General features: G+C 63.1%; 11 protein-coding genes and 1 riboswitch. Of the genes, 7 read left to right on the forward strand and 4 right to left on the reverse strand.

What is annotated here, in order from left to right:
• Nucleotides 1-59 precede the first annotated feature (59 nt).
• Entirely contained in the window at nucleotides 60-1,460 is a 1,401-nt protein-coding gene (locus Q1A07_RS11425) for an MATE family efflux transporter (protein WP_299780780.1), read from the forward strand.
• On the opposite strand, the gene Q1A07_RS11430 is transcribed toward Q1A07_RS11425, so the two are convergent.
• A complete protein-coding gene (locus tag Q1A07_RS11430) occupies nucleotides 1,407-1,997 on the reverse strand; it encodes a gamma-glutamylcyclotransferase family protein (RefSeq protein ID WP_299780782.1) in 591 nt (196 codons plus the stop codon). The two genes, Q1A07_RS11425 and Q1A07_RS11430, sit on opposite strands and share 54 nt — an antisense overlap.
• 97 nt (nucleotides 1,998-2,094) lie before the next feature.
• Nucleotides 2,095-2,183: riboswitch (glycine riboswitch) on the forward strand.
• Between the two features lie 149 nt (nucleotides 2,184-2,332).
• On the opposite strand from Q1A07_RS11430, the gene gcvT reads away from it, so the two are divergent.
• From gcvT to gcvP, 3 genes are all read left to right on the forward strand, one after another.
• The gene (gene gcvT / locus Q1A07_RS11435) at nucleotides 2,333-3,457 is read left to right on the forward strand and encodes a glycine cleavage system aminomethyltransferase GcvT (protein ID WP_299780784.1); all 1,125 of its coding nucleotides are present in this window, start codon (nucleotides 2,333-2,335) and stop codon (nucleotides 3,455-3,457) included.
• Nucleotides 3,458-3,475: 18 nt separating this feature from the next.
• On the forward strand, nucleotides 3,476-3,835 hold the full coding sequence (gcvH, locus tag Q1A07_RS11440) for a glycine cleavage system protein GcvH (protein ID WP_299780786.1): 360 nt from the start codon (nucleotides 3,476-3,478) through the stop codon (nucleotides 3,833-3,835).
• A gap of 71 nt (nucleotides 3,836-3,906) precedes the next feature.
• A complete protein-coding gene (gene gcvP, locus Q1A07_RS11445; RefSeq protein WP_299780788.1) occupies nucleotides 3,907-6,750 on the forward strand; it encodes an aminomethyl-transferring glycine dehydrogenase in 2,844 nt (947 codons plus the stop codon).
• 221 nt (nucleotides 6,751-6,971) lie between these two features.
• Here the strand turns inward: gcvP and Q1A07_RS11450 are convergent, their stop codons facing one another.
• The gene (locus Q1A07_RS11450; RefSeq protein WP_299780790.1) at nucleotides 6,972-9,500 is read right to left on the reverse strand and encodes an FtsX-like permease family protein; all 2,529 of its coding nucleotides are present in this window, start codon (nucleotides 9,498-9,500) and stop codon (nucleotides 6,972-6,974) included.
• On the reverse strand, nucleotides 9,497-10,186 hold the full coding sequence (locus tag Q1A07_RS11455; RefSeq protein WP_299780792.1) for an ATP-binding cassette domain-containing protein: 690 nt from the start codon (nucleotides 10,184-10,186) through the stop codon (nucleotides 9,497-9,499). The genes Q1A07_RS11450 and Q1A07_RS11455 overlap by 4 nt, the downstream gene beginning before the upstream one ends.
• 52 nt (nucleotides 10,187-10,238) lie before the next feature.
• Here Q1A07_RS11455 and Q1A07_RS11460 point away from each other — a divergent pair, with 52 nt between their 5' ends.
• Both Q1A07_RS11460 and Q1A07_RS11465 read left to right on the forward strand, forming a co-directional pair.
• Nucleotides 10,239-10,874: an arylesterase gene (locus Q1A07_RS11460; protein WP_299781977.1), complete on the forward strand. Its 636-nt coding sequence runs from the start codon at nucleotides 10,239-10,241 to the stop codon at nucleotides 10,872-10,874.
• A 1-nt stretch (nucleotide 10,875) separates the two neighbouring features.
• Nucleotides 10,876-11,493 (forward strand): SOS response-associated peptidase, encoded by a 618-nt coding sequence (locus Q1A07_RS11465; protein WP_299780794.1) that lies wholly within the window; start codon nucleotides 10,876-10,878, stop codon nucleotides 11,491-11,493.
• A gap of 55 nt (nucleotides 11,494-11,548) precedes the next feature.
• Here Q1A07_RS11465 and Q1A07_RS11470 read toward each other — a convergent pair whose 3' ends face one another.
• Entirely contained in the window at nucleotides 11,549-11,755 is a 207-nt protein-coding gene (locus Q1A07_RS11470; protein ID WP_159977586.1) for a cold-shock protein, read from the reverse strand.
• A gap of 325 nt (nucleotides 11,756-12,080) precedes the next feature.
• Here Q1A07_RS11470 and Q1A07_RS11475 point away from each other — a divergent pair, with 325 nt between their 5' ends.
• Nucleotides 12,081-13,412 (forward strand): NAD(P)-dependent oxidoreductase, encoded by a 1,332-nt coding sequence (locus tag Q1A07_RS11475; RefSeq protein WP_299780796.1) that lies wholly within the window; start codon nucleotides 12,081-12,083, stop codon nucleotides 13,410-13,412.
• The last annotated feature ends 17 nt before the right edge of the window (nucleotides 13,413-13,429 follow it).

Consider the following 13,429-nt stretch of genomic DNA (forward strand, 5'->3'; position numbering starts at 1 on the left):
CCGCATTTGGATCGGGTTGGGTTTGCATATTTGGCGAACAATGAAACGGGCGCGGCGCCATGGCTGAAGCGCAGGCCAAATTCCTGACCGGCAATCTCTTTGTCCATATCTCCGTCATGGCATCGACTTTTTCGATCGGGCTGATGGCGGTCTTTGCCGTCGATTTCATCGACATGATCTTTATCGCGATGCTGGGCAAGGAGGAGTTGGCTGCCGCCGTGGGCTACGCCGCCGCGATCCTGTTTTTCAACACGTCTTTTGGTATTGGCATGGCGGTTGCCGCCGGTGCGCTGGTGGCGCGCGCCCTGGGGGAGGGCAACCACGCCAGGGCCGAGGCGCGCAAGACCCACGCGCTGGCCTATGGCGCGATCTTCGGGATCTGTTTTGCCGCTGCGGTCTGGGTGAACTTGCCTTGGCTCGTGTCGCTCATGGGCGCGACCGGAGAGACGGCGGATCTGGCGCTCTCGTACCTACGGATCACCGTGCCCGCGCTGCCCTTTCTGATGATCGGCATTATCGGCGGGGCCATCCTGAGGGCCCATGGAGATGCGCGGCGTGCAATGATGGCCACGATCTGGGGCGGACTTGTGAATGCGGTACTGGACCCGATCCTGATCTTCGGGCTGGGGCTGGAGCTGACGGGTGCCGCGCTCGCCTCGGTCGCCGCAAATGTGGCGATCGCGGTGATGGCGTTGCGCCCGATCATTCGGTTTTACGGCGGGCTGGGGCGGCCTCAGCTGGGCCCGATGCTGCGCGATCTGGGGCCCATTCTGGCGATTGCGGCGCCCGCAATCCTTACCCAGATCGCCACACCGGTCGGCCAGGCGATTGTGACGCGGACTATGGCGCAATTCGGCGAGGCGGCGGTGGCGGGCATGGCCATCGTGGGGCGACTGACCCCGCTGGCCTTTGCGATCATCTTTGCCCTCTCGGGCGCTGTGGGCCCCATTCTCGGGCAGAATTTCGGCGCCCGGGATCATGACCGCGTGCGGCGCGGCTTCAACGACGCGGTATTGTTCACGGCCATGGTGATCGTGCTGGTCTCGGTCATCCTCTTCTGCCTACGCAGCCAGATCGCAGCGCTCTTCGATGCAACGGGTGTGACCCGCGAACTGGTATTCCTCTTTTGCGGGCCGCTGTCGCTGCTGTTTTTCTTTAATGGTGTGCTGTTTGTTGGGAATGCCGCCTTCAACAACATGGGACGACCTTTCTATTCGACCTTCCTCAACTGGGGGCGGAATACGGTGGGGATGGTGCCCCTGGTGTTGCTGGGCGCATGGGCGTACGGGCCTGCCGGCGTGCTGATCGGGCAGGCCGTGGCGGGCGTTATCTTTGGTGTGATCGCCTGGGCGCTGGCGCGGCGGGTGATGCGCGAGGCTGCCGCAGACCTTGGCCCGATCGAAAAGTCAGAATTCGGGCGGCAGGGGCGCCTCATGTCGCTCTTTCACCTGCGCCGATAACCGGGTCAGGTGGTCATCCACCAGCCCGGTTTGCAGCTCGGTCAGCTGCTGGTGACGTGGATAGACGGGGTCTGACCGATCATTCAGGATCGGGGTGTCCCAGCCATCTGTGCTGTCAAAGAACCCCTGCACCCCGGCCTCGCCAAAGACGTCGTGGAACCCCTGCACCACCACGTCGAGATAGCTGAGCAGGATCATCTGATTGCTGCGCCTGAGCATGTTTTCCCGCTGCACCGCATAGACGGCGATCTCGGGTGTGGCGGGATGCGCGTGGTCGATATTGTCATGGGCAGGCACGCGGGCATAGCCGCTTTCGCGGGCATCAAGTGCTGCCCAATCAGCGCCCGGCACAGCGGCGATGAGACCCTGAATGCTGTGACCCGGGGCGGGCACACCGGTGAGCAGCACCACGCCGAATCGCGGCGTGGCGACCCAGGCGCGGCGCCAGCCCTTCAGCGTGGCGGGATGGGGGTCGGGGTAGCTATGGCTCTTGGTGTTCACCAGGCTGCCATAGCCAAAGAAATAAGGATCGCTCATCGTATGTCTTTCGCGCAGTCCCGCGCACTCAAACATTATGGTGCGGGCGGCACAAGACATCTTGACCAGACCGCATACGCTGGCATACCGTCCCGACACATCCCGCCCGGGAGAACCGGCTGCAAAGCCGGTGCCGAAGGAGCAACCGCCCCGGAAACTCTCAGGCCACCGGACCGTGCGGGATCGCAGAACTCTGGAGAGAGGTGCCGCGTGGCATCCGCCGAAGGGATAACGATCTCAGGCGAAAAGACAGAGGGGGCATCTAGGGCGCGCATTTTGCGTGTATCTGATGCCGGTCCATTCTCACGCAGAACCGGCTTTGAGGGAGAGGTCGGATGACTGAGTTGGCGAAAACGCCGTTACACGGGCTGCATGTGGAGCTGGGCGCAAAGATGGTGCCCTTTGCTGGCTACGACATGCCGGTGCAATATCCCATGGGCGTGTTGAAGGAACATCTGCACACGCGCGCGGCGGCGGGGCTGTTCGACGTCAGCCATATGGGGCAGGTGATCCTGTCCGGACCCTCGTGGGAGGCGGTGGCGCTGGCGTTTGAGGCGCTGGTCCCGATGGATGTGCTGGGGCTGGAGGACGGGCGGCAGCGCTACGGTCTCTTCACCAACGACGCCGGTGGGATTGAGGATGACCTGATGTTCGCGCGGCGCGGGGATGACCTTTTTGTTGTCGTCAACGCAGCCTGCAAGACGGAGGACGTGGCGCGGATGCGGGCGGGCCTGCCCGACGAGATCACCGTGACGGAGCTGACGGACCGCGCGCTGATCGCGCTGCAGGGCCCAAAGGCGGCGGCGGTGATCGAGGACCAGGATGCACGTGCCGCAGAAATGCGCTTCATGGATGTGGCTGATCTGGCTCTTTGTGGCCATGCCGTCTGGGCTTCGCGCTCCGGCTACACCGGCGAGGATGGGTTTGAAATTTCCGTGGCGGCGGATGAGGCGGAAACGCTGCTCCGCAGTCTGCTGACACATCACGGTGTCGCCCCGATTGGCCTGGGCGCGCGGGATTCCCTGCGGCTGGAGGCCGGCCTATGCCTTTACGGACATGACATCGACGCGATGACCGGACCGGTCGAGGCGGGCCTGACCTGGTCGGTGCAAAAGATGCGCCGGGCCGGTGGCGCGCGGGCGGGGGGCTTTCCCGGTGCCGATGTTGTTCTCGACGCATTTGCCAATGGCGTGGCGCGCAAACGGGTCGGGTTGCGTCCCGAGGGCCGCGCGCCGATGCGCGAGGGCGTGCAGCTTTTCGATGCCAAAGAGGGCGGCGCGCAGATCGGCACTGTCACGTCAGGTGGGTTTGGCCCCACGGTCGAGGGGCCGGTGGCCATGGGATATGTGACCACAGAGCACGCCGAGGTCGGCACACGGATTTGGGGCGAAGTGCGGGGCAAGCGCTTGGCCGTGGACGTCGCGGCGCTGCCGTTTGTGCCTGCCAATTTCAAGAGATAATCAACAGGAGACCAAGATATGAAATTCACCGAAGAGCACGAGTGGCTGCGCGAAGAAGACGGTTTGATGGTGGTGGGCATCACCTCCCATGCGGCCGAGCAGCTGGGCGACGTGGTGTTCGTCGAACTGCCGGATGATGGCATTACGGTCAGCAAGGACGACGAGGTCGTGGTGATCGAGAGCGTAAAGGCGGCCAGTGATATTCTGGCGCCTGTCGATGGCGAGATCGTCGAGGTGAATTCAGCCCTGACGGACAATCCCGGGATGGTGAACGAGGATCCGCAGGGTGAGGCGTGGTTCTTCAAGATGAGCGTGAGTGACGCCAGCCAGATGGACGAATTCATGGATGAAGCGGGCTATCAGAAATTCATTGCCTGAGCGGGTGGACCGTCGGGAATGTGAGTATTTGACGAAGGGTGAAGCGCAGCGTGCGCGAGAGGAGCAATGTGATGGTGTATAAGCCAACTGATTATTTGCCATATGATTTTGCCAACCGGCGGCATATCGGGCCGTCTCCGGTGGAGATGGCGGAGATGCTGGACACTGTCGGTGCAGCCTCGCTCGACGCGCTGATCGACGACACGCTGCCGCCCGCGATCCGGCAGAAAGAGCCGCTGGATTTCGGCAAGGCGATGTCCGAGCGCGAGGTGCTGGAGCATATGCGCAAGACAGGCGCCAAGAACAAGGTGCTGACCTCGCTGATCGGGCAGGGGTATCACGGCACGGTCACGCCGCCCGCGATCCAGCGGAACATTCTGGAGAACCCGGCGTGGTACACGGCCTATACGCCCTATCAGCCGGAGATTTCGCAAGGACGACTGGAGGCGCTGTTGAACTTCCAGACCATGGTCAGCGATCTGACCGGGCTGGAGATCGCCAATGCCTCGCTGCTGGATGAGGCGACGGCCTGTGCCGAGGCGATGACCATGGCGCAGCGGGTGGCGAAGTCAAAGGCCAAGGCGTTCTTTGTTGACCGCGACTGCCATCCGCAGAACATCGCGGTGATGCAGACGCGGGCCGCGCCGCTGGGGATCGAGGTGATCGTGGGCAATCCGGCGAAGATGGATGCCTCTGCCGTCTTCGGGGCGATTTTCCAGTATCCGGGCACCTACGGCCATGTGCATGATTTCACCGACCACATGGCGGCGCTGCATGAGCATGGTGCGGTGGGCATTGTGTCTGCCGATCCGCTGGCGCTGACGCTGTTGAAGGAACCCGGCGCAATGGGTGCCGATATCGCCGTGGGCTCGACCCAGCGGTTCGGGGTGCCCGAGGGCTATGGCGGGCCGCACGCGGCTTATATGGCCTGCCGCGATGCCATGAAGCGCGCGATGCCGGGGCGCATTGTTGGCGTGTCGGTCGATGCCCATGGCAACCGGGCCTATCGTTTGTCGTTGCAGACGCGCGAGCAGCATATCCGGCGCGAGAAGGCGACCTCGAACGTCTGCACCGCGCAGGCGTTGCTGGCCGTCATGGCGTCGATGTATGCCGTGTTCCACGGGCCCGAGGGGCTCAAGGCCATCGCGCAGCGCATTCACCGCAAGACGGTGCGGTTGGCCAAGGGACTGGAAGCGGCAGGGTTCAAGGTGGACCCCAAGGCCTGTTTCGACACGATCACCGTGGATGTGGGGCCCTTGCAGGCGGCAGTGCTGAAATCCGCCGTGGATGAGGGGATAAACTTGCGCGCGGTCGGAGAGGCCCGTGTGGGGATCACGCTGGATGAGCGCTGCAAGCCTGCCACGCTGGAGGCGGTCTGGCGGGCCTTCGGGATTACCCGCAAGGACGCGGATTTCCGGCCCGACTATCGCTTCCCCGAGGAGATGCTGCGCACGTCTGCCTATCTGACCCACCCGATTTTTCATATGAACCGGGCCGAGACCGAGATGATGCGTTATATGCGGCGGCTGGCGGATCGCGATCTGGCGTTGGACCGGGCGATGATCCCGCTGGGGTCCTGCACGATGAAGCTGAATTCGGCGGCGGAGATGATGCCGGTGAGCTGGCGGGAGTTTTCGCTGATCCACCCCTATGCCCCCGCCGATCAGGCGCAGGGGTATGCCGAGATGATCGACGATCTGAGTGCCAAACTGTGCGACATCACCGGCTACGATGCGATTTCGATGCAGCCCAATTCGGGCGCACAGGGGGAGTACGCGGGGCTTTTATCCATCGCCGGGTATCACCGCGCGCAAGGGCAGGAGCATCGCAACATCTGTCTCATCCCGATGAGTGCGCATGGAACGAACCCGGCGAGCGCCCAGATGGTGGGTTGGAAGGTCGTGGTGATCAAGTCCGCGGCCAACGGCGACATCGATCTGGAGGATTTCCGGGCCAAAGCGGAACAGCACTCGGAGAACCTCGCAGGCTGCATGATCACCTACCCGTCCACCCACGGGGTCTTCGAAGAGACGGTCACGGAGGTCACGAGGATCACCCATTCGCATGGCGGGCAGGTTTATATCGACGGGGCCAATATGAACGCGATGGTGGGCCTGTCGCGCCCCGGTGATCTGGGCGGCGATGTGAGCCACCTGAACCTGCATAAGACCTTCTGCATCCCACATGGCGGCGGCGGTCCGGGCATGGGGCCGATTGGCGTGAAAGCGCATCTGGTGCCGCATTTGCCGGGATCGCCAGTTGCCGGTGCGGGCGCGGTGTCGGCGGCCCCCTTCGGCTCTCCATCGCTTTTGCCGATCAGCTGGGCCTATTGCCTGATGATGGGCGGAGATGGGCTGACTCAAGCTACGCGGGTCGCCATCCTGAACGCGAACTACATCGCGCAGCGTTTGGAAGGTGCCTACGACGTGCTCTACAAAGGACCAACGGGGCGGGTGGCGCATGAGTGCATTATCGATGTGCGGCCTTTTGATGAGAGTGCGGGCGTGACCGTGGAAGATATCGCAAAACGACTCATCGACTGCGGATTTCACGCGCCGACCATGAGCTGGCCGGTAGCGGGCACACTGATGGTCGAGCCGACAGAGAGTGAGACCAAGGCGGAACTCGACCGTTTCTGTGATGCGATGCTGGCGATTCGGGCCGAGATTGCTGCGGTGGAAGCAGGCGAAATGGATGCCGAGAATAACCCGCTGAAACATGCACCGCATACGGTCGAAGATCTGGTGGGTGATTGGGATCGACCCTACAGCCGGGAAGAGGGGTGTTTCCCGCCGGGCGCTTTCCGCGTCGACAAGTATTGGCCACCGGTGAACCGCGTCGACAATGTCTATGGTGATCGGCACCTTGTGTGCACCTGCCCACCGATGGAGGACTACGCAGAGGCTGCCGAATAAGGGGCGCTGCCCCCGGCCCTTCGGGCCTCCCCCGGGATATTTGAGGCCAGAAGAAACGGGGAGCGGTTTTCAAACTGCTCCCCGATCAAGAAGCGTTTTGGCTTCTCCTGGCGCGGTCATCGGCGTCCCCGCCTGTACCGCGTCTTCATTCCAGCGGACATTGGTTAAGAAATCGTTGTTTCTTCTGGCAACAAGTATCCCCGCCGGAGGCAAGAAAACTCTTACTCCCGGGCCCGCAACACCCGAGCGGGTGACGCATTAAGTGGCGCCCAGGCAAAGAGAAGACCGGCCACCAGCGTCGTCAGGATACCACCGAGGATGATCGGCAGGGCGGAGAGCCAGATCACCGAAAAGTCCGTATCCATGATGAAGCGGCTCACGGCCCAGCCACCGGTGATCCCAGCCGCAAGCGCTACGATACCTGCGCAGAGACCCAGCAAGGCGGAGCGCAGGGCAAAGCTGGTCAGGATGTGGCGGCGCGGCGCGCCGAGAGTTTTCAGGACGGCGGCTTCGTAGATGCGCGCATTGATGCCAGCCGCCGCCGCACCAATCAGCACGAGAAAGCCAGTCAATAGCGTGGCGGCCGCGCCATAGGAGGTGGCTGCGGCCAGCCCGGCCAGAACGTCAACAACGCGGTCAATGGCATCGCGGACGCGCACGGCGGTGATGTTGGGGTATTGGCCTGCGAGATCGCGCAGGATTTGCGCTTCGGCCTCTTCCTCTGCGTAGACGGTCGAGATGAAACTGTGCGGGGCGCCGGAGAGGGCCGCGGGGTTCATTGCCAGGATAAAGCCGATACCGGCGGTGGAGAAATCCACCTCGCGGAAGCTGGCGATGGTGCCGGTGATGTCACGGCCCAGGATGTTCACGGTCATCTCGTCCCCGATCTGAAGACCCATCTCGGCGGCCTCTTCGGCGGCGAAGCTGATCAGAGGTGGCCCGGTATAATCCGCGGCCCACCAGTCGCCAGCGGTGATGCGTGTGTTCTCGGGCAGGGCCTCTGAGTAGGTCACACCGCGGTCGCCTTGCAGAACCCAGTGGTCACCCGCAACCTCACGCGCGGGCTGGCCATTGATCCTGGTGATAATGCCCCGCAGCATCGGGGCGGATTGGACGCGCTCGACCGCAGGGTCGTTTGACAGCCTTTCAGTAAAGCCCGTCATCTGATCTTTCTGGATGTCGACGAAGAAGTAGGAGGGTGCCACTTCGGGCAGGTTCCCAGTGATCGCGCCGCGCAGGTTGCCATCGATTTGGCCAACGGCGGCGAGGACCGACAGGCCGAGACCCAAAGAAAGCACCACCGATGTGGCGCCTTCGCGAGGCCCGGAGATGGCGGCGAGCGCCCACCTGGCGCGGGGCATGCCCCGCGCCAGGTGGGCGCCCCGGCGCGAGAGGTGACGGATCAGCAGGGCGGCCCCTGCGAGCAGAAGCAGCGCGCCGCAGATGCCGCCTGCGGTCCAGAATGTCAGCCACCAGGTGCCGGAGAACCAGCCTGCGAGGCCCAGCAGCAGCGCCAGCGCGAGCGCGGTGGCGGCAAGATAGCGCGGAGTAGGCAGGGCGCGGGCCGACATCAGCGCATCGCGAAAGAGCGTCGCGGGTTTGATCTCTTCGGCGCGGGCCAGCGGCCAGAGGGTGAAGAGGAAGGCCGTGAGCAGCCCATAAATCGACGCTTCGATCAGCGGGGCAGGGTAGAGCGCGAAGGCCGCGGGGATCGGCAGGCGCGCCTCGATCAGCGGTGCGAAGATCAGCGGCGCAAGCCCGCCCAGAACCACGCCGATCGCGATGCCACAGAGGGACAGCACGCCGATCTGAATGAAGTACGTCTGAAAGATCACGCGGCGGGTTGCCCCCAGCGTGCGCAGTGTGGCGATCACGCTGGTCTTGCCCGCAAGATAGGCGCGAACGGCGGAAGAGACACCGACCCCGCCCACCGCGAGGCCGGAGAGTCCCACGAGGATCAGGAAGGCGCCGAGGCGGTCCACGAATTCGGAAATTCCCGGCGCGCCGTTGCGCGCATCCGTCCAGCGCAGACCGGTGTCTTCGAACCGGCTGCGTGCCGCTTCGGCAAGGACGGCGACATCGGCGTCGGGCGGCAGGTCGAGGCGGTATTTCGTGGAAAAGAGGGTGCCGGGTGCGAGCAGTTGCGCGTTGGCGAGGCTTTCGGTGGTCACAATTGTGCGGGGCCCGAGGGCAAAGCCGCCTGCCGCGCTGTCGGGCTCCCGGGCCAGTTCGGCGCTCAGGTGAAACGCTTGGGTGCCAAGGCGGAAGGTGTCGCCGATAGCAAGGCCCAGCCGGTCGATCAATACGCGTTCCATCACCGCGCCAGGCAGGCCGTTTTCAACAGCCAACGCCTGATCGAGCGGAATGTCGGGGATCAGATCCACTGTACCAATCAGCGGGTAGGCCGTGTCGATGGCTTTGATCTGGGTCAGGCCGCGCTCGGCGGTGTCGCCCTCACCCACCACGGCCATGGAACGGAAATCGACAATTTCCGAGACGTTTTCAGCGACTTGCGCCATCCAGGCGCGTTCTTCGTCGGTTGCAAAGCGGTAGGTGAAATCCATCTCCGCATCGCCGCCCAGAAGGGCGGCACCTTCGCGGGTAAGACCTGCTTCGATGCCGGAACGTACGGAGCCCACGGCAGCAATGGCAGCCACGCCGAGGGCGAGGCAGGCGAGGAAAATGCGAAAGCCCTGAAGACCGCCGCGCAGCTCGCGCTTGGCAAACCGGGCTGCGAGGGAAAGACTCATTCCGCCGCGCGCTCCATGGGAACCACACGGCCATCGCCGAGGCGGATCACACGGTCGCAGCGGGCAGCGAGGCTCTGGCTGTGGGTCACAAGGACCAGCGTGGCGCCGTGCCGATCGCGCAGTCCAAAGAGCAGGTCGATGATCGCAGCCCCATTGGCACCGTCGAGGTTGCCGGTGGGTTCATCCGCCAGAAGGATATCGGGGCGCGGGGCGGAGGCGCGGGCGAGGGCCACCCGTTGCTGCTCGCCGCCGGACAGTTGCGAAGGATAGTGATTGGCCCGCTGTGCCAGACCGACCTCGGCCAGCTCTGCCTCGGCTTTTGCGAAAGCATCGGCGTCACCTGCAAGCTCCAGCGGAGTTGCAACGTTCTCAAGGGCCGTCATCGTCGGGATCAGGTGAAAAGACTGGAACACCACACCCATGTGATCACGGCGGAACCGGGCAAGCGCGTCCTCGGACATGCGCGTGAGATCCTGCCCCAGCGCCATCACGGTCCCGGATGTCGCATGCTCCAGCCCACCCATAAGCATCAGCAGTGAGGATTTGCCGGAGCCGGAGGGGCCGATCAGTCCAAGGCTCTCCCCCCGGTGTACCTCAAGCGAGATGCCGTGCAGGATATCAACCCGGCCAGCATTGCCATCCAGCGATAAAGTCGCATCTTTGAGAGAGAAGACTGGATCTGTCATGCGTGAAAAACCTTTGGCGGGTATACGTGTGGCATATGGAGGCTGGATCAAGATGCACAAGGTTGTGATGTGTTTGGCGCTGTTCTGCCCCGTGGCAGGACAGGCGGAGGAGGTGGTGATCGCGGCGCTGGGCGACAGTCTCACGCAGGGCTACGGACTTGTCGAGACCGAAGGGTTTGTGCCGCAACTACAAAGATGGCTGGAGGCGGAAGGTACCGACGTACAGCTGATCAATGCGGGTGTGTCCGGCGACACAACTGCCGGGGGGCTGAGTCGGGCCGCCTGGACGCTTACCCCGGAGGTGGATGCGATGATCGTCGCACTGGGCGGCAACGATCTTTTGCGGGGGATTGATCCCGACGTCAGCCGTGCCAATCTTGAGGGTATTCTTCAGGCCGCCGCCACCGCGGAGGTCGAGGTGTTGCTGGTCGGCATGCAAGCGCCCGGCAACTACGGTCCGGCGTACAAGCAGGCTTTTGACGCGATGTATCCTGAGTTGTCCGAGACGTACAGCACGCTCTTTGCCCCCAGCTTTTTTGAGGGGCTGCGCATCGAGGAGGGCGATCCGGCGTCGGTCCGTGCCTTCATGCAGCCCGATGGCATTCATCCCAATGCCGATGGCGTGGTCCGGATCGTGGAAGCGCTCGGGCCCTATGCATTGGATTTGATCGCCCGCGTGGAGCAGTGACATGCCGGGACGGTTTTTTCTGACCTCGCCGATGACGGACCTTGCCGCTGCCCTGAAGCAGGATGCGGCACAGGTCGCGGATGAGCCTGCGCGCCGAAATATCGCCCCTGGGCAGGAAATCGTTGTGCTGACCGATGCCGGGCTGTCGCGGATGCGGTGGGGCATCATTCCGGTCGGGCGGGTCAATGCGCGGGGCCGCCCGGTGATGGAAACCATCGTGAACGCGCGCAGCGAAACGGTCTTTGACAAATCCGCTTTCACCGGGACCGGGCGGGCCGTTGTGCCCCTGAACGGCTGGTACGAATGGACGGGAGAGAAGCGGCGCAAGACACCGTGGCGGATCACGCCACGTTCCGGAGGGTTTCTGTATTTTGCCGCAATCACGGATCGGTGGCAGGGGCCCGGCGGCATAGAGGTGGATCAGGTTGCGACGCTCACCTGCCCGCCCTCTGCCGACGTGATCGACGTGCATCACCGGATGGGTGTGATCCTCGATCCTGAAGACATCGATCTATGGCTCGGCGGCCCGCAAGAGCAGGTCGCACCGTTGCTGCGTCCCTGGCCCGACGGACGATTACAGGTCGAGAAGGCAGATGACGTGAATTGGGACGCGCCCTGAAAATACAAAAACGGGCACCGCGGCGCCCGTTTGCAAATCGTGTAAATGCCTGAAATCAGGCCAGTGCGAGGTTGCCCGCGCTTTCGCGGCCATCACGGCCCGCTTCCACGTCGAAGGTAACTTTCTGGTTGTCTGCCAGACCTGTGAGGCCTGCGCGTTCAACAGCAGAAATATGCACAAAGATGTCTTTGCCGCCGCCATCGGGGGCGATAAAGCCGTAGCCTTTTGTGGTGTTAAACCATTTCACGGTGCCAGTGGCCATTCCCCGTGTCTCCTGTCTTGTGCTGCCCGCGGAATGCGGCAGCCTGGCTCGGTCGAAAGCAGATCGAATGACTGGCCGGAAGGAGCAGTGGTCGATAGTTTGTCGCGTCGCGTCTTCGATATTGGGGGTGGTCAGAGCAAAAGCAAGTCAAATTCCAATGATAGCGCTTACTTACACGAGGTCGGCGAATTCCCGCCAGCCGTGTATTGCGTATTTTTTCAGCAGTGAAGCGGCTGTTCTGAGAGAAACAAATTTTACCAGTTGATAAAAAAATGATTCCGTGACAGCTTTTTTGAATTGAACAAGCCAGAATGGGGAAAAATCCATGTCCAGCGACGCATTCACACCAGGTATCGTGCCGGCCCGTCTGGAGGCCGAAGCTTATGCGGATCATTTTTCGGATCTGCACCCGCGTCTGGATGCGCATGAAGCATTGGTGGCGGCGGATCGGTGCTATTTTTGCCATGACGCGCCTTGTATCACCGCCTGCCCGACCGACATCGATATTCCGCTGTTCATCCGGCAAATCGCGACGGGCACGCCGGATGCTGCTGCAAAAACCATTCTGAGCCAGAACATTATGGGTGGGATGTGCGCGCGGGTCTGTCCGACGGAACAGCTGTGTGAAGAGGCCTGTGTCCGCGAATTGGCCGAGGGCAAGCCGGTTCTGATCGGACAGCTTCAGCGCTATGCGACCGATCATCTGCAGGAACAGGGCGTTCACCCTTTCTCCCGAGCTGCGGCGACCGGTAAAACGGTTGCCGTGGTGGGGGCGGGGCCTGCGGGCCTGAGTTGCGCACATCGGCTGGCGATGCTGGGCCATGACGTCGTGGTCTATGACGCCCGGCCAAAAGCCGGGGGGCTCAACGAATACGGGATCGCAACCTACAAAACGGTTGAGGGCTTTGCGCAGGCCGAGGTGGACTGGCTCTTGCAGATCGGTGGCATCCGCATCGAATTCGGCAAGGCACTGGGCCGCGAAGAGACGCTCGAGAGCTTGCGCGCGGGGCATGACGCTGTCTTCCTCGGCATGGGTCTGGGCGGCGTGAATGCATTGGAGGCCGAGGGGTCGGACAAGGAGGGCGTGCTGGACGCGGTCGACTTCATCGCCGACCTGCGGCAGGCGGATGATCTGGCACAGGTGCCTGTGGGCCGCGATGTGGTGGTGATCGGCGGTGGGATGACGGCCATTGATGCCGCCGTTCAGGCCAGGCTGTTGGGTGCCTTGAATGTCACGCTGGTCTATCGCCGGGGCCGTGATCGGATGAATGCGAGCGTCTTTGAGCAGGATCTGGCCACAAGCAAGGGCGTCAGGATCGTGACGCACGCCGTGCCGCGCGCGGTCATTGGCAACGGTGCTGTGCGTGAGATTGAATTCGACTATGTCGATGAGGCGATGGCGCCGACCGGTCAGGCCTTGAGGCTGGCGGCGGATCAGGTGTTCCGCGCAATCGGTCAGTCGCTGGTGGGAGAGGGCCTGCCGGCGCTGGAAGGCCGCAAGATCAAGGTTGATGACGCGGGCCGGACATCGTTGCAAGGTGTCTGGGCCGGTGGTGATTGCGCCGCAGGGGGTGACGATCTCACGGTAACGGCCGTGGCCGAAGGGCGCGACGCGGCAATGGATATTCACAAGGCACTGACAGGGGCTGCGGCGTAACGCCCGCCCGATGGAGG

The organism is uncultured Roseobacter sp. (genome assembly GCF_947492555.1).
Classification (GTDB): Bacteria; Pseudomonadota; Alphaproteobacteria; order Rhodobacterales; family Rhodobacteraceae; genus Roseobacter.

Excerpts from the sequence above, each read along its gene's own strand:
- Q1A07_RS11425 (WP_299780780.1), top strand. The coding sequence starts at position 60 with ATGGCTGAAGCGCAGGCCAAATTCCTGACCGGCAATCTCTTTGTCCAT.
- Q1A07_RS11430 (WP_299780782.1), bottom strand. The coding sequence starts at position 1,997 with ATGAGCGATCCTTATTTCTTTGGCTATGGCAGCCTGGTGAACACCAAG.
- gcvT (WP_299780784.1), top strand. The coding sequence starts at position 2,333 with ATGACTGAGTTGGCGAAAACGCCGTTACACGGGCTGCATGTGGAGCTG.
- gcvH (WP_299780786.1), top strand. The coding sequence starts at position 3,476 with ATGAAATTCACCGAAGAGCACGAGTGGCTGCGCGAAGAAGACGGTTTG.
- gcvP (WP_299780788.1), top strand. The coding sequence starts at position 3,907 with ATGGTGTATAAGCCAACTGATTATTTGCCATATGATTTTGCCAACCGG.
- Q1A07_RS11450 (WP_299780790.1), bottom strand. The coding sequence starts at position 9,500 with ATGAGTCTTTCCCTCGCAGCCCGGTTTGCCAAGCGCGAGCTGCGCGGC.
- Q1A07_RS11455 (WP_299780792.1), bottom strand. The coding sequence starts at position 10,186 with ATGACAGATCCAGTCTTCTCTCTCAAAGATGCGACTTTATCGCTGGAT.
- Q1A07_RS11460 (WP_299781977.1), top strand. The coding sequence starts at position 10,239 with ATGCACAAGGTTGTGATGTGTTTGGCGCTGTTCTGCCCCGTGGCAGGA.
- Q1A07_RS11465 (WP_299780794.1), top strand. The coding sequence starts at position 10,876 with ATGCCGGGACGGTTTTTTCTGACCTCGCCGATGACGGACCTTGCCGCT.
- Q1A07_RS11470 (WP_159977586.1), bottom strand. The coding sequence starts at position 11,755 with ATGGCCACTGGCACCGTGAAATGGTTTAACACCACAAAAGGCTACGGC.
- Q1A07_RS11475 (WP_299780796.1), top strand. The coding sequence starts at position 12,081 with ATGTCCAGCGACGCATTCACACCAGGTATCGTGCCGGCCCGTCTGGAG.